Source organism: Humibacter ginsenosidimutans, assembly GCF_007859675.1.
Classification (GTDB): domain Bacteria; phylum Actinomycetota; class Actinomycetes; order Actinomycetales; family Microbacteriaceae; genus Humibacter; species Humibacter ginsenosidimutans.
This window is the reverse complement of the sequence record NZ_CP042305.1, coordinates 1,653,513-1,675,739: the sequence shown is the minus strand read 5'-3', so window position 1 is coordinate 1,675,739 and position 22,227 is coordinate 1,653,513. Positions and strand designations below refer to the sequence as shown.

Sequence of the window (22,227 nt, the reverse complement as noted above, 5' to 3'; positions counted from 1 at the left end):
CGCCGCCCGTCCGATTCACGCCTCACAGCCCGGCCCTCCCGAAGGCTGCGGACGGTGGGCTCGCCGAGCGTCCGAACCAGCGACCCACGTTTTGAGTCCGGCCGGCTGGCTCGGGTGCGGGCTGGGTGGCTCGGTAGGCGGAGCGCACGGTCGTGGCGATCTCGCGATCGCCCAGACCCGCCGACTGTGCCGCAGCACCCAGCGCATCGAGCGCATCGGCGGCCGAGACGCCGTTCTCGGCGAGGCGGCAGGCGGCCCAGAACAGGCCACGGTTCCGCTCGCCCTCACCCCGGCCGGCGACCCACGCCGCCAGCCGCTTCCCATCCACGACCATCGAGGTGCTCTCGGTGCGTGGTGGGGCGACGGGACGCGGGTCGAGGAAATCCCGCAGGCGGGCCGCGTCCACATGACCGACCGAGTGTGCGGCGATGTCGGCGACTTCGTAGCGCCGCATGTTCCCGTCGACGATTCGCCGGGAAGGCGGAGCGATGATGTACCCACCGTCGCCCCGGAAATCGACACCCGCGGTGGCTGCCTGCCACGACCGCTGCTCGCTGCCCGGCGTCGCCGGGAAGTACACGTGCGCGCCACCGGTGGGTGTGCGCACCAGCAGACCCGCTCCATCGACGAGCCCCGCTTCGGTGGCGCGCTGGTACGCCGCGCGGCCATTGTGGGGGCTGTGGACATCGACATCGACGACGACAACGCCCGATGCGGCCCCCGTCGGGATGCCGATGTTCGCGTCCGGTGTGCGCGACCACCACGCGGCAACCTGTTCCGGGTCGCTGCTCGCGTCGAGGAACCCACGGCGAGTCAGCGGACGCTTCCCCTCGACGAGGCACGGGAACACGGGCACGCCAGCCGCCGCGAGGCTCCGCGCAGCGAACGCCAGGCTGGGCGAGCGATCCACGCGGATGAGCGCCGCAAGGACATCGAACGGTTCGGGCATCACAGCCCCCGCCCTGTCATAACCGGCACAGCACGCGGTCGATCCGCCTCCGCCGCAGGCGTGCGGGAGGTGCGCGGAGTGGGGGTGTCGCGTTCGAGACCGGGCGGGGTGCCGTCGCCGACCTGGAGCGTGTCGAGCCGGTCGAGGATCGCCAGCGCGGTCTTCCGCACTCGCTCGCCGGTGGCCTGCACCACCTGGACCGGTTCTTGGCCGTCCACGCGGGCGGCCCAGGTCGAGACGTACGGGATCGTGTACCCGGCGGCGTCCATGCCGTGCGCGGCACCGATCATCAGCGCGACGGACTCGGCTTCGACCTCGCGGATGCCGCGATGCTGCCGCGCCTCCTCGTCGTCGGGATTGTGCATCACCACGTGCGCCAGCTCGTGCGCGAGGGTCTTGACCTGCGCGGCAGGGTCCATGTTCTCCCGCACCGCGACCGTGCGCGCCTCGTAGTCGGTCATGCCGTTCGCGCCGGAGATCATCCCCTCGTGCGGCACCCGCAGCACCTCGAACCCCGCGACGCGAATCTGCCCGGCCAGCCCCTCCCACAGCCCCGAAGGTGCTTCGCCTTCCAGCAGCGTCGGTGCGGGCGGCACCGGCAGCGGTTCGCCGTCGGTCTGCGAGGCATCCCACACGTACGCCGGCCGTGCGCCGACCATCCGCGAGCGCACGACCTCGCCGGCCTTCGGCTTCTCCCGCGGCCCGAGCCTCCGCCACGATCCCGCATCGGCAGGGGTCGCGGTCGCGAACCGGCCCGTCACCGGCGCGAAGATCATGTACCCGGTCTGCCCTTTCATCACCTGCCGCCCGAGCCCCTGCCACTGCCGGTACCCGGCAACCAAAGTGGGGAAGGGCTCGGGCACGCGGCCCGCCTCGAACGCGGCCTCGTGCTGCACCCAGATCAGCATCGTGTTGTTGAATGACCGCGACCTGAACCGTGCGGCGAAGGCGAGCGCCTGCCGCCAGTCGTCACCCGAGACCAGCGACTCGACCGCGCCGGTCAGTTTCTCGTGCAGCTCGTCGAGTTTCGCCTCTCGCGCCGCGCGGGCGTCCTCGTTCGATGCCATGCTCCGGCCTCCTCTTCGGCGGGCCGCGCCAAGGTTGCGCGCGGCGGTACACCTGGCAGGTAAGCGCGAACACCCGCGCCCGGACCGTGAGCTGGACATCGTTCACCTCCTTGAGGCAGCCCGAGCCGAGACCGGGACGCGACATTGAGCATGCTCAAAATGTCCCGGAGTCCTGTTCTAACACCGACCGTTGAGCATGCGCAAGCCTTGATTTGTGCATGCTCAACGAGTACGGTTGAGCATGCACAACCATCCTCCGGGTGGACTACATCGATGCCTTGCCCGTCGCGAAGGGAAGGGGGTCACCGTCATGACCGAAGACGAGAGCCAGGCTGCGGCCGAAGACCTCGCCAAGCGTCTGCGGCTCCTGATGGATGTCGCTGTTGCCGAGTCCGGCACTGAGCCGACCTACTCGCAGATCGCCGACTACCTCCGCGAACGAGGCACGAACCTGTCGCGGTCGCGCTGGACGTACATGGTCAACGGCCACCGCTACGTCCAGGACCCCGCCGTGTTCGAGGGGCTCGCGGAGTTCTTCGACGTGGATGCCGCGTTCCTGCTCGGCGAGGACGGTGCGGCCACTCCCGAGAAGGTCTCGGCGCAGCTCGATCTGGTTCGGTCCATGCGCGCGGCGAAGGTGAAGTCCTATGCTGCCCGCACCCTCGGCGACATCTCGCCGAAAGCACTTCATGCCATCACCAAGTTCCTGGATGAGGAAATGACACACATGCCCGAGCACTGACCGGTACCGCGCGACACGGAGCCGCCACCGGTCCTGCTCCCCACAGACAAGGGGCGAACCGTGAATATCGAACAGACCGTATCGGCGGCCGTCGCGGGCCTTCAGCTCGGCAACACCTTCACCTTCGACGACCTCCGCGACACCGTCCAAGACCGCCGGCGCCGCCGGCTCCGCGTCGTCGAACTCGCAGACCTCGACGCCCACGACGGCCTTTGCGCGGCCTTGATCTCCACCGACGCCGAAGACTTCGTGCTCCATGCCCGCAGCGACTCCGCGCTGCACCGTCAGCAGTTCGTGCTCCACGAGCTTGCCCACATGATCCTCGGGCACTGCGACGGCGACGACTGCACCGTCGACGAGGCACTACTGCCCAACATCCCGCCCTACACCCGCGCGCGCCTGCTCAGTCGGCAAGACCTCGACAGCGAAACCGAGATCGCCGCCGAGTCCCTCGCGGACCGGCTCGCCGCCGGCATCCGAGGGGCGGTGTTCGCCGAATCGGCCTACTCGGAGGTCTTCGGATGATCCAGACGCTCGTCGCGACGCTCATGTGGGCGCTCGTGGCGAGCCTGCTCATTTTCCGCCGGAAGCGCACCGACAGAAGCATCACCTACGCCGCGATCACCATTGCCATTGCGATGACGTTGAACGTCGATGGCATCTACGCGGTCGTCGATCCGCGCCTCGGCGGCACGAATATCGCGACGCTGATCGCGGACGCCCTGCTGATGACCGGGCTGTTCTTCCTCGGGCGCGGTGTCATGAAGTCCGGCGAGTACCGGCCCCGGCTTGTCCGTGCCGCCGTGAGCGCACCCGTCCTGCTCATCGCGCTGCTCGCAATCACCGCATCGTTCCTGTTCATCGACCGCGGCACCACCACGACACGATTCATGAGCGACCTCGGCGCACAGCCAGCAACAGCGGTCTACTCGATCATCAACTTCAGCTACGGAGCACTCGTCATCGCAACGATGCTCGTCCTCGCCGCACGGCAGTATCGACACAGCACAGGCATCCAGCGCCTCCCCGCCGCGCTGCTCAGCCTCGGATCAACCTTCGGCGTCGCCCTCTGCCTCGCCGTGATCGTCATGGACATCGCCCATGCAGCCGGTCAACTCGACCTCATGCACGCCATCCAGCCCGCCTACGATCCGCTCTCCGTCCTCACCTTCGTGTTCCTCTGCGCCGGGTTCGCGGTCCAGCCCGCCGTCCGCCGGGCGCAGCACCGCGCCCGGCGTCGGCACACGATCTCGTTCACGGCGGAGTTGGAACCACTCTGGCGTCGTGCGACTCACGCACGGCCTGGGCTGAGCCAGGCCGACCCCCTTGCCGCCAACAGCGACGACCCGGAGGGACACCTGCACCGAGTGATCGTGGAAATCCGCGACGCGATGATCGACCCCCGCATCACCTTCGACATCGAGGCCGATGACCGTGACCTGCTCGAACGCGCCGAGAGCCACCTCGTCGGAAACGACACCACCGTCGCAACGACGCTGCCCGTTCCAAACGTCGAGGAGCGTGGAGCGTGATCGGGCGCATCGCTCTCGGTGGTGGGATCGCGGCAGCAGCAGTCGGCGGGCTCGGGTGGGCAATCGCAAGGCGGCTCACCGCACCCGTCGGCCCGCGCACGTTTGACCTCCCCGTCCGAGGAGTCGAGCACGACGACGACGGTGACCTGATCGTGCTCGACCGCACCGACCAGACCACCGCGCACGGCATCTACAACCTCTGGTTCGAGCACGACCGCTGGGCACAGCTCTCCGCAGAGATCACCGATCGCGGACCTACTCGCGTCGCCCGCAGGATCACGGGCACCACATCGGGCTTCACTCCGAAGGTCGGCGACCGCGCCTCGTGGAGCGGCATCTACTACGCCACCCCAGCCGAGGCCGGACTTCATGCCCGCGAAATCGCCATCGCCGCTCCCGCAGGATCGTGCCCGGCCTGGCGCATCGACGGCGACCCTTCGACCTGGGCGATCCACATCCACGGCCTCGGCAGCTCCCGTGCCGGCACGCTTCGAGGCGTCCGCGTCGCGACCGAGCTCGGGTACACCTCACTGGTCGTCAGCTACCGCAACACAGCAGAAGGGCCACACGTTGGCACCGGCCGAGTGACCCTCGGCCGCACCGAGATGAGAGACGTTGACGAAGCCATCGGATGCGCCGTCCGACGCGGAGCCCAACGAATCGTGCTCTTCGGCTGGTCGATGGGTGCCGCGATTGCCCTCCAGCTCGCCGACCGGCCGCGACACGAGGGGTTGATCGCCGCGCTTGTGCTCGACTCACCAGTCCTGAACTGGCGCGAGGTCATCAAGTCCAACTGTGTTCGCAGCGGACTGCCCGCAGCAGCCGGACACCTCGCGATCCCGTGGCTCACCGTCACCCCGCTGGCGCGTGCAGTCGGGTTGCCGGGCAGCATCCCACTTCGCTCCTTCGACTGGACATCCCGAGCCGCAGACCTCGCCACGCCGACCCTGATCCTCCACGGCACCCGAGACGATTCCGCACCGATCCGGCTCTCACAAGGACTCCGAGACGCCCGCCCGGACCTCGTCGAGCTGGAGACCTTCGACGCCGGCCACACCCTCTGCTGGAACACCGACCCCGACCGGTGGCACGAAACGGTGACTACCTGGCTAAACGCGCGTGTCCCACGCTGATCGGCAGAACGGAGCGACCACCCTCGGCACCCATCTCGTTCGGCCACGCCCGGAGAAACCCAACTCAAGCCGTACCTCCGCCGGTATCATCGTGAGTGTTGGCCTGCCTAGGCCATGGAGCGAGGGAGGACCAACGTGGCTGAGCCGTGGCTGTCCGCAGACGACATCGCCGCCCACCTCGGGGTCACCAAAGACACCGTCTACACCTGGATCGCCGAGAAGGCCATGCCCGCCCACAAGGTCGGACGCCTCTGGAAGTTCCAAGCCAGCGAGATCGACGACTGGGTGCGACGAGGCGGCGCCGCAGGAGACGACACCCCATGAAGGCTCGAATGTCAGAGGTTTCTGCTGAGATCGAACCTGCGATGAAGCCCATCGTGAGCGAGATTCGCAACGCCCCGCTCCGGGTGCGTGACTCGATGCGCGCGACCGGAAGGAGGACGACCGAGAGATGACGAGTTCACATGTCGCTGGGAGCGACTTCACGCTCGCCACGTTGCGGACGACCGCCAGCCATACGATTGGCATTCCCCACCTGGTGGAGCTCCTCCGCGAAGTGCCATCCGATGCGTCTGCCGACCAGTACCGCCAAGCAGTGGTCGAAGACAACATCCTCGGACGGCCAACTTTGGCCGGGCGGCAGCGTTCGTTCCGCCACCTGCGCGAGCTGTACTTCCTTGATCCGGGGCGCGTGGAATTCGCGGCCTTGCGGTCCCTCTGGGACATCGACCCCGCGGCACAGCCACTCCTTGCGGGGCTGCTGGCTTTCACCCGCGACGAGGTGCTCCGCGCCTCGTTCGCCGCGGTCGCGGACCTCCCAGTGGGATCGGGCGTGACATCGGCAGACCTCACCGCCGCGGTCGCCGCGCAATTCGGCAACGAGATGTCGGAGTCAACCCTTGGAAAGACTGGGCGCAATACCGGGGCCTGTTGGACCCAGACCGGTCATCTCGCCGGTCGCGCCAAGAAGGTGCGCACTGAGGTGGAGGCCCGCCCGGTTGCCATCGCGTATGCGGCCTACCTCGGTCACCTCGCCGGCGGGCGTAGCCTCGGCGTGCTCGACAACCCCTGGTCGCAGATTCTGGGGCTGGCCCCTGGCCGCACGTTGGAGGCACTGCGTGACGCGCACACCCAAGGCCTCCTTGACTTGCTCGTTGCGGGCAACGTGGTGGATGTGTCCTTCCCGACTTTCGGCGGCGTCGCATGAGCCGCGTCTCCGATCTCGTCGACGCCTACAAGGCCGAGTTGCCGCTGGCGTGGAAGGACAATGTCTCGGGCGGTGAGCGCGTCTGGATGCTCGTCTACCCGCCCGACCTGGAACGCCAAATGCGGCACGCTCTGCCGAGCATCGAGTTGGCGACTACCCAGGCCGGCCGCGTCTGGGCTGTACTCGACGTCACCGACGACTTCGGGCGCTGGCTGTCCGCTCACCGGCATGCGGAAGCGTTCTACGAGGACCCGAGCGACCTCACTCAGTCGATCCTGGATCAGTTTGAGACAGCGCTTGTCGCGCGCATCCGCCAGGCTCTCGAAACGGCACCTGAAAACGCTGTCGTGGCACTCGTTGGCATCGGCTCGATCTTCCCGTTCCTGCGAGCATCGAGCGTAATCAAGTCCGTTGACTCCGCGGTCACCGGACGCCTTCTCGTTCTCTTCCCCGGGCTTCACGACCCGGAGACTCATTCATTCCGCTTGCTCGACGCGCGCGATGGGTTCAACTACCGCGCCCGTGTCATCGATCCACAGAAGGACATCGCGTGACGACCAACAATGACCTCTTCGTCCGGCCTCCACTCAGCTTCGAGATTCCGAACGACGGCGTAACCAATGTGGACCGTCCCGAGGACTCCAACCAGTGGGACGTCCTCAAGTACGAGCTGGAGAGCTTCGTCTGCGAGGGCGAGTACGAGCACGGCCTCCAGCGCATCCTCGATTCCTACACCGGACATCGGAATCGAACGACGCAGCCCGCTGTGTGGGTGTCGGGCTTCTATGGCAGCGGTAAGTCCCACCTCGTTCGAGTACTCCAGCACCTGTGGGCCGATACTAGGTTTCCGAACGGTGCGACCGCGCGCGGTCTGACGAACATCCCCCAGGGCATCCACGACCAGTTGACGGAGCTGACAGCTCTCGGCCGCCGCGACGGTGCCGCACCGTGGGCGGCAGCAGGTGCACTCGATCGCAGCGGCGACACCCTCAACTCGGTGTTTCTCTCGATCGTCCTCGGCGCGGCAGGACTGCCGACGCGTGTCGCTCCCGCCCAGGTTGCGCTGTGGCTCGCGGGGAACGGGCACCTCGACGCTGTTCGCGATCACGTCGCGACCAACGGCGGCGACCTCGTCGAGGAACTGGGCGAGTACAACCTCAGCACGCTGCTCGCGAACGCGATCCTTGCAGCCGACCCGCAGTTTGCCGCGTCGGCCAAGGACGTGCGTGCCGCGCTGCGCAGCCAGTTCCCGCCGGATACCCGCTCGTTCTCCACGGATGAGACGATCGCGCTGCTCAAGAAGATTCTTGAGTACGTCGGCGATGGCCAGATCCCGCCGTCGCTGATCGTCCTCGACGAGGTGCAGCAGTACATCAGCAGTGACGGCGGCCGAGCGATGGAGGTGCAGAACCTTGTTGAGTCTGTGTCGCGCGAACTGAACGGTCGGGTGCTGCTTGTAGCTACGGGCCAGCAAGAGTTGACGGCTGATTCGACGCTTCAGAAGATTCAGGACCGTTTCACCGTCAAGGTCGTGCTCAAGAACCAGGACGTCGACGCCGTTGTCCGCCGTGTGCTCCTCAGCAAGGAACCTGCCAAGAAGCCTGCTCTTGACGCCACGTTGGCGTCGGTTTCCGGGCAGATTTCCCGCCAACTCATCGGCAGCAGGATTCAGCACACCGCGGCGGATGACAAGGACCTCGCCGAGGACTACCCGTTGCTCCCGTTGCGTCGTCGTTTCTGGGAGAGCGTGCTTCGCCAGGCCGACGCTGGCCGCGCCGGTCAGCTGCGCTCCCAGCTCCGCATCGTGCATGAGGCGAACCGCAAGGTCGCTCCCCAGTCGGTGGGCACCGTGGTCGGCGCCGATTTCCTCTACTCGCAGAAGAACGAAGACCTTAACGGCGCGGGTCTTCTTCTTAAGGAGACGCAGACGCTCATCCACGAGCAGGGGCAGAAGGACCCCCTGCGCGGCCGCATCCTCGGCCTCATCCACCTCATCGGTCTGCTCCCTACGTCGGGTCACGGCGACATCGGCGTCCGCGCGACGGCAGACCATCTCGTCGACCTCCTCGTCGAGGACCTCGCCCACGACGGGGACCGGCTCCGGCAGCAGGTGCCTGCGGTGCTCGAAGCGCTCGCCGAAGAGGGCGTCATTCAGCAGGACGGCGAGGAGTTCCGCCTTCAAACTAAGGCGGGCCGCGAGTGGGACGAGGCATTCCGCAGGCACCACGCTCAAGTCACGGACAGTGAGGTAAGCACAGATCGTGATTCGCTGTTGCTCACTGAGGTCGGACGGTCGATACCCGCTTCGATCCAGCAGGGTCGTGCCAAGGAATCCCGCAAGCTCGCGCTGCACACCGACGCCTCGCTTCCGCCGGAGTCTGATGCGATCCCGGTGTGGCTCCGCTCGGAGTGGGACGAGGGCATAACTGCGAAGCAGTTCGACGAGGCCGCGCGCAGCCTCGGCATCGAGTCGCCAATCGTTCTCGTACACCTTCCCCGACTCCAGGCTCCAGCGTTCGCCGCGGCAGTCCGCAACAAGCTCGCCGCGCAGCGCGTGATCGACCAGCACGGAATCCCGCAGGACGACGAGGGTAAGCAGGCACGAAGCGCGATGCAAACCCGCCTCAACCGGGCGACGGATCAGGTAAACGCCCATGTTCGTGACGTGATCTCCAAGTCGAACGTACTCCTCGGGGGTGGCACGGCACCGAACGGAATCTCACTGCGCGAACGCATCGAGGCAGGCGCGCAGTCCGCCGCGACCCGCCTGTTCCCACGATTCTCCGAAGCCGACGACAACCGGTGGCCGCAGGTCATCGCGCGCGTGCGGAGTGGATCGGCGGCCGACGCACTCAAGGCCGTGCAGCACGACGCCGACCCAGAGCAGCACAGCGTCGTCAAGGAGGTCCTCAGCCACGTCGGCCCGGCGGGCACGTCCGCTAGTGATGTCGAGAAGGCCGTGACCTCGAAGCCACTCGGCTGGCCACGCGATGCGCTCATGGCCTCCCTCGGCGTGCTCCTCGACACCGGAGTGATCCGTGCGACGCTCAACGGGAGCGACGCGACCACAGCCGATGTACTCAAGCAGACCCGCCTTGGCAACGTGCAACTCCGCCGCGAGATCACGGTGCTCAAGCCCGCCGAGAAGATCCAGGCACGCCAGGTGCTAAGCAACCTCGGCTTCCCAACCGACAATGACGGACTCGTCTCGGCCGCCGAACAGGCCGTCAAGTCGCTCGTCGACCGTGCAAAAGGCGTGAGCGGGCCCGCTCCGCTCCCGGACATCACAGTGCCGGGCAGCATCCAGGTGATCGTGAGCACGTCGGGAAACGACCGCGTGCACGCCCTGCTGGCAGCGAAGAGTGACCTCACGAGCTTCAACGACCAACTCGGAGACCTGGAACGCAGGCTCAAGAGTCGCACGCCTTCGCTCGAACTGGCGCGTTCGCTCGCATCCTCGGCCACGGGTCTGGAGCCTGCGTCGGCGGCCCGTGAGCGGCTCGGCGCATTGGCCGCGAGCCGCGATCTCCTCACCGAGGCCGATCCAGTCGCCCCGATCGTGAAGGAACTTGCCGAGGCGCTCCGTGATGCCATCCACGAAGCAGCAGTGGCGTTGCGCGACGCCCGAGCGACGGCTGTAGCAGACCTCGAACAGCAGCCAGCATGGACGGCTCTCGGCGATGCGCAGCGCGAGGCTCTCCTCACGGAGCACCACCTCGACACCGAGGCGGAGCCCAACCTCGCAGATTCGGCTGCCGTCCTGATGGTGGTGCAGGCGCGGCCGCTACAGGGGTGGGCCGCTGAACTCGACGCCATCCCGCAGCGGGCCTCGCGGGCGCTGGAAGCCGCTATTAAGCTCACGAAACCTGCGGCCAAGATGACCACGGTGCGGGTTTCGGCGGCGAGCCTGGGCAGCGCCGACGAGGTGGAGCGCTACGTCGAGGCCCTGCGGGTGCAGCTTCTCGACGCCCTGAACAGCGGTAACGACACCGTCGTGGTGAAGGGCTAACCATGACGACGGCAATTACCAAGGTCCTCAACTCCGACCAACGGCGCTTTCTCGACGCTCAGACGCAGCGCGCTCGCGAGGTTGCGCAACGCGCTGCCGAGGATGCTCTACGCGCTCTCGCGGTCGCCGAGCCGAGTCGTCCGGGCTACTTGAGTGAAGACCAGAACAAACTCCGGCTCGCGCTCCGCGACAAGGCACGGCAGCTCGGAGATGACACTGCACGCGCGGGTGCACCGCTCACCAACCTGGTACACGATGTTGCCTACGAGCAGTGGCATCGGTTGCTGTTCGCCCGATTCCTGGAAGTCAACGGCCTACTCCGGCATCCGGGATACCGTGAGATCCCGCTATCTCTGGAGGATTGCAGCGACCTCACCGCCGACCTCGGCGAGCCGGACGCGTGGGCCGTTGCTGCGCGGTTTGCGTCGGAGATCCTGCCCGGCGTGTTCCGCCTCACCGACCCCGCCGTACAAGTTCGGTTCGCAGCCGAACACCGCAACGCGCTAGAGCGCCTCCTGCTCGACATCCCATCCGAGGTGTTCACGACGGAGGACGCGCTCGGCTGGGTGTATCAGTTCTGGCAGACGGCCGAGAAAAAGCGCGTCAACGACTCAGGCGTCAAGATCGGCGGGGCCGACCTCTCGCCCGTCACACAGCTGTTCACCGAGAACTACATGGTGCGGTTCCTGCTGGAGAACTCGCTCGGAGCATGGTGGGCGGTACGTCACCCCGAGTCCGCGCTCCTTGAAGGCTGGGAGTATCTCCGCCGCAATGAGGACGGCACTCCTGCCGCCGGTTCGTTCAGCGACTGGCCTGAACGCGCTGCCGACGTGACGGTGATGGACCCCTGCTGCGGCTCCGGTCACTTTCTCGTAGCAATGTTCGGGATGCTCTGGCGCATGCGCGCCGAGGAAGAGGGCCTCACGCCGGCCGAGGCGCAGGATGCCGTCCTCCGGGACAACCTCCACGGGCTCGAACTCGACCCGCGCTGCACTCAGATCGCCACCTTCAACGTCGCGCTCGAAGCGTGGAAGCAGGGTGGGTTCCGCGACCTCCCTGCTCCGCAGATTGCCTGTTCCGGCATCCCGGTTCGGGGAAAGCGTGAGGACTGGGAGGCACTTGCCGGGACAGACGATGGGCTTCGATCGTCACTCGCTCGGCTACATTCCTTGTTTAGAACCGCGGATTCGCTCGGGTCACTCATCGATGTGCAGGCCGCTCCCAGGGATGATTCGTTGTTCGGCCGGGACATGGCGATCAGCGTCGATTGGGTAGAAACCCGTAAGGCACTGCAAGCTGCATTGGAGCGGGAGCAGGAGGACCAAACGGTCTTGGCGCACGCCGCCGAAGATGTCGTTCACGCATCTCTGCTGTTGTCGCGGACGTACACCCTGATTGCGACAAACCCGCCGTTTCTTCACCGTAGCAAGCAGACCGAAGATGTCCGGGTGTTCCTGGATCTTGCTTACCCGAGAACTTCGCAGGACCTGGCTACAGCGTTCATAGATCGCGCGATCTCGTTCACCGCGAGCGGGGGATCGATCGCAGTCGTAAGCCCGCAGAACTGGTTGCAGTTGGGCCGCTACCGGGAAATGCGACAAGGCTACCTTCTCGACGGACGCGTGAGCCTCGTGTCATTGCTCGGCGGCGGGGCCTTTAGCGGTATTTCCGGCGAGGTGGTCAAGGTCGCGCTTTCGGTGCTCCACGGCAGGGGTTCAGCGACAGTGGTGAACTTCGTTGATTCGGTTGAGTCTTCCGCCGACAAGGCGGGGGCACTGAAGAGCGGGACTCTCGAGAGCGTCGCCATTGCCGAACTGCTTGAACATCAGGATGCTCTAATCGTTCTACGTTCAGGCAGGGGGCTTCCGCTTCTTTCGACGTTGGCGTCCGCTCTTGGAGGAATTACCACCGGGGACTCCTTCAGATTTCGTCGGGACTTCTGGGAGATCCCGGAGATTGGTGATCGTTGGGCGCTCCAACAGGGGCCGCCTGCTGGGACTGCGCCGTACGCGGGTCGCGAGAGAGTGCTTCTTTGGGAGGGTGGAAGCGGCGCATTGCGCGATGCGGCGATTTCTGAAGGTGCGACTATCGCTGGCCAGTTGGCGTGGGGTCAGCCTGGCGTGGCAGTCGGCAAGACGGGTGCGCTCCCATGCACCCTCTACACGGGCGAGATATACGAGAACGTCTGTGCGGTGATTATTCCGAAGCGCCGGGAACACGTCCCCGCGGTTTGGGCATTCTGCAGTTCACCAGACTTCGCCAAGAGCGTCCGTGAGGTCGACTCGAGTTTAGGTGTGACGGCGAACACCCTCGCGAAGGTCCCGTTCGACCTCGAACACTGGCAGTCGGTTGCGGATGAGGCCGGCGCTCTACAGACTCCGACATCACCCGACCCTACACAGTGGCTATTTGAGGGCACACCGTCTGGCGCACTGCACCCATTGCAGGTCGGGGTCGCGAGAATCCTGGGCTATCGATGGCCGAGTCAGGCAGACGACGATCTCGACCGCTACGCCGACGCTGACGGCATCGCGGCTCTGGTTGCCTTGCCGGGCGAGTCGGATCTCGTGACCCGCCTTCGTGAGTTGCTCGCGGCTTCGCTTGGCAACTCCTGGTCCAGCGCCCTTGAGCGGAAGCTTGTGACCGAGGCTGGTGGAAAGAACGGCAGGCTTGAGGACTGGCTCCGTGACTCGTTCTTTGCACAACACGTCAAGCTATTCGACAACAGGCCATTCTTGTGGCACATCTGGGACGGTCGGAGAGACGGCTTTTCCGCGATCGTCAATTATCACAAGCTCGACCGACAGCTGCTGGAGAAGCTCACTTTTACAACGCTTGGCGCGTGGATCGATCGACAGAAGCACGAGGTGCGTGCGGAACGAGCAGGTGCTGACGCACGCCTGGCCGCCGCCGAAGATCTCCAGCGCAGACTTCAACTGATTCTCGAAGGCGAGCCGCCCTACGACGTGTACGTCCGATGGAAGGACATGGCAGGGCAGCCCATCGGGTGGGAGCCCGACGTTGATGACGGTGTTCGCTTGAACATCAGACCGTTTGTGACCGCCGACGTGCTCCGGTCCAAGGTGAACGTCCACTGGCGAAAGGACCGTGGAACAAATCCCGACGGGTCGGAACGGCACAACGATCTGCACCCGACGCTTGAGGAGCGCCGTGCCGCCCGGCGCGAGGCGGGGGACGCCAAATGACGCTTGTCCGTGCCGTCGTCGCGAAAGCCCTCCGTGACGCTGCTGCCTTCAATGCGGGGGCGAACTCTGCCCCAGCGGCTGTTCTGTGGGCCGATCCTGAGCGCACCTGGGAGCCGGTGATTCGCATCCTCCAAGAGGCAGTGCCCATCTTGGTGCTCGGAGAGTACGACCCCGCGGCTGCACGAGGTCCAGCGCTTTGGCTTCGAGCCGTTCTTGCCTCGCCCGAGTCCGCGGAGCTGCCAGCTCATCTTGCCGAACGAGACGAGCGCAATCCGTGGGTGATCTACCTGCCTGGTGTCAGTCGAGGTTCCGTGGCTGAGGCAGCGGCTTTCGATGACTCGCTCGCACCGTTGGCCGAGGTTGCGATCCGCTCGAACTGGTGGCCTTCCGCCCACGGCCAGACGCCATGGACGCCGCACTCGTTCCTCGCGGCGAAGCAGGGTGCTGGGCTCGACATCGCGAGCGACGGTGCGACCAAGGCGGCCCTCGCTCAGGTGCTGGACAAGCTCCTCTTCGAGGACATCGCCGATCTCAAACGTATGGGGCGTCTCGATTCGTCTCGCCTGCACCACCTCGTGCTCGATGACTCAGTGCGCACGCTCCTTGATTGGATGAACGACCCGGACGCTGTGCGGGCCTCGCTCGAAGGTGCGCAATGGCAGGCCCTTGTCGCCTCCTGCAAGTCCGTCTACGGCATCAGCCCCGACCGGGACGGCGCTCTCACTGCAGCCAGCAAGCTCGGCGGCCGAACGGGTGAGTGGGGAACTGTATGGCAACGGTTTGCGGAGAACCCGAGCCGTTATCCGAACCTCCCTGCCTTGCTCGACCAAGCACGGCCCTCCGTGGTGCCGCTCTTTGGAGACATGGACCCGCACCCCGACTCGTGGCCCTCGTGGAACCGCGATGAGGAGGACGCCATCAGGTCCGCGCTTGATGCATTGGGCACTCATCCCGACCCGCGTGGTCGCGTTCAGGAACTCGCTGCCGCGCACACGTCGCGCGAAGACAGCGTCTGGGCTGTTCTCGGCCAGGCACCTCTTGCGAAGGCCGTCGGCCACCTCGCCGAACTGGCAGACCGCGTCGCGACCGCTCCGACAGCAACAGACCTCAAGACTCAGATTGCCTGGTACAGCGACGAAGGCCACGTGATCGACGACCTCGCACTGCGGACGATCGCGACGGCCAAGACCGCACAGGATAGGTCCGCTGTCGCGCACGCGCTCGCCGCGATCTACGACCCCTGGGCCGATCAGTCGGCACGAGCATTCCAGAAAGCCGCCGTTGGCTCCTATAGCGGCCAGACGGGTCTCGACGTAGTCGCCGGAACATGCGTGGTCTACGTCGATGCACTGCGCTACGACCTGGCCGCCCGTGTTGCTCGCCGACTGTCGGGTCTCGCGGTAGTTGTGGAGCCGCGCCAGGCGGCTTTCCCCAGCGTCACGCCAACCGGCCAGCCGGCGGTGGCGCCGATCAGGATCAGCATGGCTGGCGGCGCGGCCTTCGACGCGGCCGACGATCAGGGGCGATCTGTGAAGGGTGCAGTGCTGCGATCGGCCCTCGCTGGGGTGGAGGTGCAGTTCCTCGACTGGGACACCGCTCAGGTCGGCGACCCTGCCGGAACGGCGTGGACGCAGACGAACATGATCGACTCGCTGGGCCACTCGCACGGGCACCAGATGGCGGACCTCGTCGACCACCACCTCGACCTCGTCGCAGAGCGTGTTCGTGCACTAATCGAAGCAGGGTGGCGGAAGGTTGTCGTGGTCACCGATCACGGGTTCCTCTTGCCCGGTAAAGCAGCGCAGAAGGTCAGCCTCTCGATACAGATCACGGAAGGTGATGCTGCCCGCAAGCCGCGTGTGGCGCGGTTGAAGGCTAACGCGGCGCGCCCGGACTTCCCGATCCTGCCCTGGACTTGGGACTCGTCCGTTGACATGGTCAGCGCACCGGGAACTGCTGCATTCGAGTCGGGCCGCCTATACGAGCACGGCGGTTTGAGTCCCCAGGAGTGCGTGATTCCCGTCGTCACCGTGACCCGCGGCGATTCGGCCACTGGGCCCGCCCAGATTGAGGCTGTTCGATGGACCGGACAGCGCTGCCGCATCGACTACGGTCCCGCCGAAGCCGAAGTGGTTGCCGAGGTTCGGCTTCGCCCCGCCGACGCATCGAGCGCCGTCGGTGGCCCGAAGTCGCCGACCGAGCCGGGCGAGGTCAAGGTGCTCGTCGACGAGGAACAGGCCCCCGCTGGAGCGAACGCATGGGTCGTACTTCTCGACCTGAGCGGTGGAGTTCTAGCGCAAGCACAAACCACGGTAGGAGGCGTCGAATGACCGAGGCAATCACGCTCGACGAGATCGACACGACCGCAGCGTCCGCCTTCGAGGGGTACGTCGTTCGCAAGGATCTGGCTCAGCAATTCAAGGGTGCGTATCCCGTCCCGACTTACGTGGGAGAGTTCCTTATCGGGCGCTACTGCGCCACGACCGACCCGGAGGAGATCGAGGAGGGGCTCCAGGTCGTACGCCGGCTGCTCGCCGACCGCACTGTGCGGGCTGGTGAAGAGGAGCTCTTCAAGTCGCGCGCGCGTGAGCGCATGACTGTCAAGCTCATCGATCTCGTGAAGGCTCGACTCGATGCGAAGTCGAACGCCTACGTTGCCGAGTTGCCGAGCCTCGGACTCCGAGACGTGCGCATCGACGATGCGGTTGTCCGCGAGAACGAGCGCATGCTGACCGGTGGCTTCTACGCCGAGGTTGATCTGTTCTATGACGCCGCAATCGCTGATGAGAACAACGGCAAGCCCTTCGCTATTGGGTCGCTTCGCCCCATCCAGCTCTCAACCCGAGATTCGCTCTCGCGTCTGGCCGAAGGCCGCTCACGGTTCACCACGGAGCAGTGGAAGCACCTCCTACTTCGGTCAGTGGGCTTCGAACCTGCGCAACTCACCGAGCGCGAGCAAGACGTGCTCCTGCTGCGCATGGTCCCGTTCGTACAGCGGAACTTCAACATGGTCGAACTGGGGCCTCGTGGCACCGGCAAGTCCCACCTGTTCCAGCAGGTCTCGCCCTACGCGCACCTGATTTCCGGCGGCAAGGCCACCGTTGCCCGGATGTTCGTCAACAACGCCACCGGGCAACGCGGCCTCGTCGCGCAGTACGACGTCGTCTGCTTCGATGAAGTCTCCGGCGTCTCCTTCGACCAAAAGGACGGCGTCAACATCATGAAGGGCTACATGGAGTCGGGTGAGTTCTCCCGGGGCCGTGAGTCCATCCGTGCTGACGGTTCGATCATGTTGGTCGGGAACTTCGACGTGGATGTCGCCCACCAGCAGCGGATCGGCCACCTGCTCTCTCCGCTGCCACCGGAGATGCGCGACGATACGGCATTCATGGACCGCATCCACGCATACCTGCCCGGCTGGGACGTTCCAAAGCTCAACCCGACCTACTTCACCCAACACTTCGGGCTCGTGAGCGACTTTCTCTCCGAGTGCTGGTCGCGCCTTCGTGACCAATCGCGCCTCACCTCGATCCAGGGGCGGGTCAACTACTCCGATGCACTGTCGGGCAGAGACCTGTCGGCCGTCAACAAGACGGTTGATGGCTTGCTCAAGCTCTTGTATCCCGACGCCGAAGCCACGATCTCCGACGAGGACCTCGAATGGGCGGTGCGCATCGCCCTGGAGTGCCGCCGTCGCGTCAAGGAACAACAGCGCCGCATCGGCGCAGCAGAGTTCCGTAACACCCAGTTCGGCTACCGCCTCGGCGAGGGAGTCGAGCAGTTCGTCTCGACTCCCGAACTCGCGAGCCCCGACTCGATCGGCCTTGATCCGCTGCCTCCCGGCCAGGTGTGGGCGATCTCCGAGGGCGGCGGCGACGTAGGCCCGGGGCTCTACCGAATCGAGGCGGCGGACACGCCCGGCTCTGGTGCACGCGGTCTACTCAACCAGGCAGCCCCCGCCACGCTCCGGGAAAGCTTCAAGGTCGCAGAGCAGAACCTCATCGCCCAGGCGAGGCAACTCGTGGGCGACCGCGACCCGCGCGAGCACAACCTCACCGCTCAGGTACGGGCGCTCGACGCTGCCAAGACCGGTGCCGGCCTAGGACTGCCGATCCTCCTCGCGCTGGCCTCGGCGATGCTCCAGCGGTCAATCCGGGGTGGCCTAATCGCTGTCGGCAATCTGTCGCTCGGCGGCGGCGTCGAGACGATACTCAACGCGGCGCAACTCGCCGAGCACGCGATGGAGAAGGGAGCGACGGCCCTCTTGCTCCCGGTGTCTGCCCGCCGCCAACTCCTCGATGTCAGCGACGAGGTCGCTACGAAAGTCTCGTTCATTTTCTACAGTGACGCGCAGGACGCCCTCCTGAAAGCACTCGACGAATGAACGAGCAGACAGTCGGAGTATCCATGCGGCCGGACGGGCGGGTGATCTGATGGCCGGCGCTCGTTGGGTTCGCGCCGCTCTGCAGGTCAACCCGTACGCGTACGAAGGGCGTAACTCACCCTCAACGAGGTTCGCCTCGGAGGCGGACTACAACAAGGCGCTTCTCGACAAGTGCGACGAGCTTGGCATCGAGCTCATCGCCGTCACCGATCACTGGGCCATCGACACGGCGAGTGGACTCATCCAGGACGCGACGGCGCGTGGCGTCGTTGCTTTGCCTGGATTCGAGGCCAATACAGCTGAAGGGTTTCACGTCCTCGTCATCTTCGAGGCCGGCACCGCTGCTGCCGATGTGAACGCGGCCGTTGGTGCGTGCGGGGTCACCCCAGGGTGCAACAACGGCACTGTCGGGCAACCTTTCGAGGACATCTTGGAGAAGATGTCGGATCGCGGTGCTCTGGTCATTCCGGCGCACGCTAACGTGGCGAACAGTGGGATGCTGACGGGTCGCCAGGGCAATCCGCTCGCCAAGCTGATCAACCATCCAAGGCTCCATGCCCTGGGGATCACGCCAAGCGTGGCTGCTGCGCAGGAGCAGGAAGCCATTATCGAACGTCGTAAGCCGTTCGACCGAAAGCACCCGCTCGCAGTCATCCATGCCGATGACATCTCCCACCCAGACGTCTTGGATTCGGAGGGTGGCTCAACGTGGTTCAAGGTGAGCGCGCTGACCGTCGAGAGCCTCAAGATTGCGGTCCGCACCCCCGAGACTCGGATCACTCTCGCTGACCCCAAGGAGGAGACGCGTCCTCTTCTGAAGGAAATTTCCTGGGTTGGCGGCTTCCTGGACGGCGTCACGATCCCGCTCTCGCCGGACCTGACCGCGTTGATCGGTGGACGCGGAACGGGAAAGTCCACCGCCATCGAGAGCCTTCGCTACGTCCTCGGTCTGGCGCCAATCGGGGCCTCAGCGAAGGCCGACCACGAGGCGATCGTCAGCAGTGTGCTTCGCGCAGGCACTGTCGTGAAACTCACTGTCGAGGCCACCTCGCCGAGGGTTCAGACGTTCACCATCGAACGATCTGTCAACAACACTCCGGTCGTTAAGGATGCCAGCGGTACTGTCACGAGCCTTCAGTCTGCTGACGTGATCGGAGACGTTGAGATTTTCGGTCAGCATGAGCTGGCGGAGTTGGCGAGCGACAGCGAGAAAGTCGCCAGCATGCTCCACCGCTTTCAGGGCAATGGAGACCTGACGGCCGATCACAAGGCGACGCTGGCAAGGCTGAAAGAGAACCGCGACAAGCTCACGCGCGCTGAGAAGGACAAGGTCGAACTCGAAGACGAACTAACCGACATCCCGCGCCTGGAAGAGCAGGTTCGCCACTTCAAGGAGACTGACGTACCCACTCGGCTCAGTGAGGTCACCCGGCTGAACCAGGACGAGGCGGTGTTCTCTGAAGGGCGATCCCGCGTTGCGGACGCCAAGTCGACCCTGACGGGTCTGACCGACACGCAGCTGGCGGCGAAGCTCGGTGCGACCTATGACGGGCTCGATGAATCGCCACAAGCCGACACTCTCCGCCTCGTGCGCACTGCGACGACGATGCTTGCGGACACTCTGAAGTCACTCGCTACACAGGCCCAGGCGGCGATCACGGCTGCGGAGACCGCAGTAGCCTCAGCCGCGACTGATTGGACGAACGCTGTCCGTGAGCAGCGTGAAGACCATGCACAGGTCCTGCGCAAGCTCGTCGAGGATGGCCTTGAGCCCGACAAGTATCTAGCGACAACGAAGGCACTTGAAGACCTCAAGGCCAAGGAGCCGCGGCTGACCAGCATCGACGCCAACATCAAGGAACTGGTCGCTGCCCGCAAGACGCTCCTCCAAGAACTCACCGAGCACGAGAACAAACGGGTGGAAGCTCTGCACGATGCGATCCGAACTGCGAACGCGGCAACAGGCGGTGTCGTCATCGTCAAGCCGATCGCGGCTCGGGACCGCCGACACATCAAGTCGCTCATCGAAAGCGCGATCAGCGGGCAGCGGACGCAGATCATGGCTGCCATCGACAGCGATGGCTTCTCGACGCGGGCATTCGTTGAGGCTGCTCGCAAGGGTCAGGCCGAGCTTGCGGACAAGTTCTCCGTCCGGGGCGCACAAGCCCGCGGACTGGTCGATGCCGGCGAGTCCCTCTTGCGCCAGTTCGAAGAGCTTTCGGTCGGAAACGCTGTAGAGGTTCAGCTCGACATCGGGGCAGGAACAGGGACTCGCGAGTTCAAGAAAATGGACGACCTGTCGAAGGGGCAACGGGCCACTGCACTGTTGTTGCTTCTCCTCGGGGCGTCGCGAGCGCCACTCGTCATCGACCAGCCGGAGGATGACCTAGACAACCGCTTCGTCTACGACGGCGTTGTCAAGAATCTCCGCGAGCTCAAGGGTAAGCGCCAGATCATCGCAAGCACTCACAATGCCAACGTGCCTGTGCTCGGCGATGCTGAGCTGATCGTCGCATTGGAAGGCAGCGGTCGTAATGGCAAGCCGGCGGATGGCGGCATCGGGTCGCTTGACGACGCGCTCATCCGTGCCCTCGCTGAGTCGATCCTTGAAGGTGGGCCTGCAGCGTTCAACGCAAGGCAGCACCTGTACGGGTTCTGACGATCGTTCGGTGCTCATAGCAGAAGTGCGGTGACGGCGGCAGCGGCGTGGAGCGGCAGCACCCCGTTGCCGAGCGCGGTGATCTGCTGGTTCTGCGTCAGGTCATCGGCGCCGGTGACCCATTCGGTAGGCAAGCCCATGAGCCACTCCACGAACGCGGGTGCTGGGCGGGGACCGTCGGCGTCGTTCAGGAGAGCCGGCGCGGGTGCTGACGGTCCGGTGATGTGTTCCCAGCGGGTGATGGCGCCGGCGTAGCGTCCCCAGCGCTGAACAGTCCGTCGATCAGGGACCACAGGGTCTCCGATTCGGCTCTCCTGCTCGGTGAGCCAGCCGGTCCGTGGAGCGCGAAGTCGATGATCTGGTGCGACAGCGCGATCGTCCCTCGTCTCGCTCGCACCTGGTCGAGCGTCTCTCCGCCGCGCGATGAGTCCGTCGCCAGTGGGGTGCGGAACAGTGCGCCGGGCGAGGGCGAAGATGCGGAAGCGTTGGTGAGGAGCGCCGACAAGGGAAGCCGGTAGGCCGATCCATCGTGCATCCAGCCGCAGGTCGGCCAGATCGCCGAGAACGGCGCCGAGAGCCCGTAGAGGTCGAGTTGCGTTGTCTCCCAGATGCCACGGGTCGCGTTCCACGCCGCGAAGGGTTGCATCGTCTGGGGTTGCATCGCCGGGGTTGCTCCGGTCATGGTCGTCTCCTTCCGTGGGTGGCCGCGTCGCGGGTGAGGACAGCAGTCCGCGGACGTTCTCGATGACGACCCATTCGGGCTGGAGTGCATCGATGGCTGCGGCCATGTGTGCCCAGAGCCCCGAGCGCGTGCCGGGCGCGAGGCCGGAGCGCTTGCCGACGGTGGATACGTCTTGGCAGGGAAAGCCGCCGATGAGGATGTCCACGGGCTCGACCTGGCTCCAGTTGATGGCCGTGATGTCGCCAAGGTTCGGAGCCTCGGGCCAGTGGCGGGAGAAGACGCGAGCGACGGGCTCGTTGAGTTCGGAGAACCACACGGTCTTGGCGTTGAAGACGTGCTCGACGGCGAGGTCGAGTCCGCCGTAGCCGCTGAAGAGCGATCCGATCCTGAGTCGTGGTTCGCCGCTGGCGTCGAGGTCGTGCATGAAGTCCGCTCCGGTGACGGTCGTCCCCGGCATCCGTGCCTCATCGCGAAGCTGGTGCCGAGCTGGTCACCTGTCAGGTGCACGACTCCGACACGCGTCCGCTGGTCAACCGAGCCCCCGCTTGCCGCCGCCCGAGGCCCTCCATCTCCGGCCTCAGCTCCGACCGACCTCCGAGGTCACACGCCTCTTGCAGGTCGAGGTTGAGTCGGGCATTACCGCAGCAGAAGTCACCG

At 65.5% G+C, this 22,227-nt stretch carries 15 protein-coding genes; 12 read left to right on the top strand and 3 right to left on the bottom strand.

All coding sequences use genetic code 11. The annotated features are described in order from the left end of the window. Positions 1-22: 22 nt before the first annotated feature. A complete protein-coding gene (locus FPZ11_RS07855; RefSeq protein WP_146319816.1) occupies positions 23-949 on the bottom strand; it encodes a bifunctional DNA primase/polymerase in 927 nt (308 codons plus the stop codon). Then, the gene (locus FPZ11_RS07850; RefSeq protein WP_146319814.1) at positions 949-2,016 is read right to left on the bottom strand and encodes an ArdC-like ssDNA-binding domain-containing protein; all 1,068 of its coding nucleotides are present in this window, start codon (positions 2,014-2,016) and stop codon (positions 949-951) included. The genes FPZ11_RS07855 and FPZ11_RS07850 overlap by 1 nt, the downstream gene beginning before the upstream one ends. Positions 2,017-2,326: 310 nt before the next feature. Between FPZ11_RS07850 and FPZ11_RS07845 the strand changes: the two genes are divergently transcribed. The 12 genes from FPZ11_RS07845 (at position 2,327) to FPZ11_RS07790 (ending at position 20,888) form a co-directional block, all read left to right on the top strand. Continuing rightward, positions 2,327-2,758: a hypothetical protein gene (locus FPZ11_RS07845; protein WP_054683018.1), complete on the top strand. Its 432-nt coding sequence runs from the start codon at positions 2,327-2,329 to the stop codon at positions 2,756-2,758. Positions 2,759-2,818: 60 nt separating this feature from the next. Continuing rightward, on the top strand, positions 2,819-3,283 hold the full coding sequence (locus FPZ11_RS07840) for a hypothetical protein (RefSeq protein ID WP_146319812.1): 465 nt from the start codon (positions 2,819-2,821) through the stop codon (positions 3,281-3,283). Continuing rightward, positions 3,280-4,290 carry an MAB_1171c family putative transporter gene (locus FPZ11_RS07835; protein WP_129392776.1) on the top strand — a complete coding sequence of 337 codons (1,011 nt, stop codon included), beginning with the start codon at positions 3,280-3,282 and terminating at the stop codon, positions 4,288-4,290. Before FPZ11_RS07840 ends, FPZ11_RS07835 begins: the two co-directional genes overlap by 4 nt. Next, positions 4,287-5,423, top strand: coding sequence for an alpha/beta hydrolase (locus tag FPZ11_RS07830; RefSeq protein WP_146319810.1), 1,137 nt, complete (start codon positions 4,287-4,289; stop codon positions 5,421-5,423). The genes FPZ11_RS07835 and FPZ11_RS07830 overlap by 4 nt, the downstream gene beginning before the upstream one ends. Positions 5,424-5,558: 135 nt before the next feature. After that, a complete protein-coding gene (locus tag FPZ11_RS07825; RefSeq protein WP_129392770.1) occupies positions 5,559-5,747 on the top strand; it encodes a helix-turn-helix domain-containing protein in 189 nt (62 codons plus the stop codon). A 127-nt stretch (positions 5,748-5,874) separates the two neighbouring features. Beyond that, a complete protein-coding gene (locus FPZ11_RS07820) occupies positions 5,875-6,630 on the top strand; it encodes a hypothetical protein (protein WP_146319807.1) in 756 nt (251 codons plus the stop codon). Then, positions 6,627-7,184, top strand: a complete 558-nt coding sequence (locus FPZ11_RS07815; RefSeq protein ID WP_129392764.1) for a BREX protein BrxB domain-containing protein — start codon at positions 6,627-6,629, stop codon at positions 7,182-7,184. Before FPZ11_RS07820 ends, FPZ11_RS07815 begins: the two co-directional genes overlap by 4 nt. Continuing rightward, positions 7,181-10,639, top strand: a complete 3,459-nt coding sequence (gene brxC / locus FPZ11_RS07810; RefSeq protein WP_168203764.1) for a BREX system P-loop protein BrxC — start codon at positions 7,181-7,183, stop codon at positions 10,637-10,639. Before FPZ11_RS07815 ends, brxC begins: the two co-directional genes overlap by 4 nt. A 2-nt stretch (positions 10,640-10,641) precedes the next feature. Further along, entirely contained in the window at positions 10,642-13,845 is a 3,204-nt protein-coding gene (locus FPZ11_RS07805; protein WP_146319803.1) for an Eco57I restriction-modification methylase domain-containing protein, read from the top strand. Continuing rightward, the gene (gene pglZ, locus FPZ11_RS07800) at positions 13,842-16,175 is read left to right on the top strand and encodes a BREX-1 system phosphatase PglZ type B (protein WP_146319801.1); all 2,334 of its coding nucleotides are present in this window, start codon (positions 13,842-13,844) and stop codon (positions 16,173-16,175) included. Before FPZ11_RS07805 ends, pglZ begins: the two co-directional genes overlap by 4 nt. Beyond that, positions 16,172-18,229: a protease Lon-related BREX system protein BrxL gene (gene brxL / locus FPZ11_RS07795; RefSeq protein WP_210415982.1), complete on the top strand. Its 2,058-nt coding sequence runs from the start codon at positions 16,172-16,174 to the stop codon at positions 18,227-18,229. Before pglZ ends, brxL begins: the two co-directional genes overlap by 4 nt. 49 nt (positions 18,230-18,278) lie before the next feature. Next, entirely contained in the window at positions 18,279-20,888 is a 2,610-nt protein-coding gene (locus FPZ11_RS07790; RefSeq protein ID WP_146319799.1) for a TrlF family AAA-like ATPase, read from the top strand. Positions 20,889-20,902: 14 nt separating this feature from the next. Here the strand turns inward: FPZ11_RS07790 and FPZ11_RS07785 are convergent, their stop codons facing one another. Beyond that, positions 20,903-22,027: a DNA cytosine methyltransferase gene (locus FPZ11_RS07785; protein WP_246846593.1), complete on the bottom strand. Its 1,125-nt coding sequence runs from the start codon at positions 22,025-22,027 to the stop codon at positions 20,903-20,905. Between the last annotated feature and the right edge of the window lie 200 nt (positions 22,028-22,227).

Excerpts from the sequence above, each read along its gene's own strand:
- FPZ11_RS07855 (WP_146319816.1), bottom strand. The coding sequence starts at position 949 with ATGCCCGAACCGTTCGATGTCCTTGCGGCGCTCATCCGCGTGGATCGC.
- FPZ11_RS07850 (WP_146319814.1), bottom strand. The coding sequence starts at position 2,016 with ATGGCATCGAACGAGGACGCCCGCGCGGCGCGAGAGGCGAAACTCGAC.
- FPZ11_RS07845 (WP_054683018.1), top strand. The coding sequence starts at position 2,327 with ATGACCGAAGACGAGAGCCAGGCTGCGGCCGAAGACCTCGCCAAGCGT.
- FPZ11_RS07835 (WP_129392776.1), top strand. The coding sequence starts at position 3,280 with ATGATCCAGACGCTCGTCGCGACGCTCATGTGGGCGCTCGTGGCGAGC.
- FPZ11_RS07820 (WP_146319807.1), top strand. The coding sequence starts at position 5,875 with ATGACGAGTTCACATGTCGCTGGGAGCGACTTCACGCTCGCCACGTTG.
- FPZ11_RS07815 (WP_129392764.1), top strand. The coding sequence starts at position 6,627 with ATGAGCCGCGTCTCCGATCTCGTCGACGCCTACAAGGCCGAGTTGCCG.
- FPZ11_RS07805 (WP_146319803.1), top strand. The coding sequence starts at position 10,642 with ATGACGACGGCAATTACCAAGGTCCTCAACTCCGACCAACGGCGCTTT.
- pglZ (WP_146319801.1), top strand. The coding sequence starts at position 13,842 with ATGACGCTTGTCCGTGCCGTCGTCGCGAAAGCCCTCCGTGACGCTGCT.
- brxL (WP_210415982.1), top strand. The coding sequence starts at position 16,172 with ATGACCGAGGCAATCACGCTCGACGAGATCGACACGACCGCAGCGTCC.
- FPZ11_RS07790 (WP_146319799.1), top strand. The coding sequence starts at position 18,279 with ATGGCCGGCGCTCGTTGGGTTCGCGCCGCTCTGCAGGTCAACCCGTAC.
- FPZ11_RS07785 (WP_246846593.1), bottom strand. The coding sequence starts at position 22,027 with ATGCCGGGGACGACCGTCACCGGAGCGGACTTCATGCACGACCTCGAC.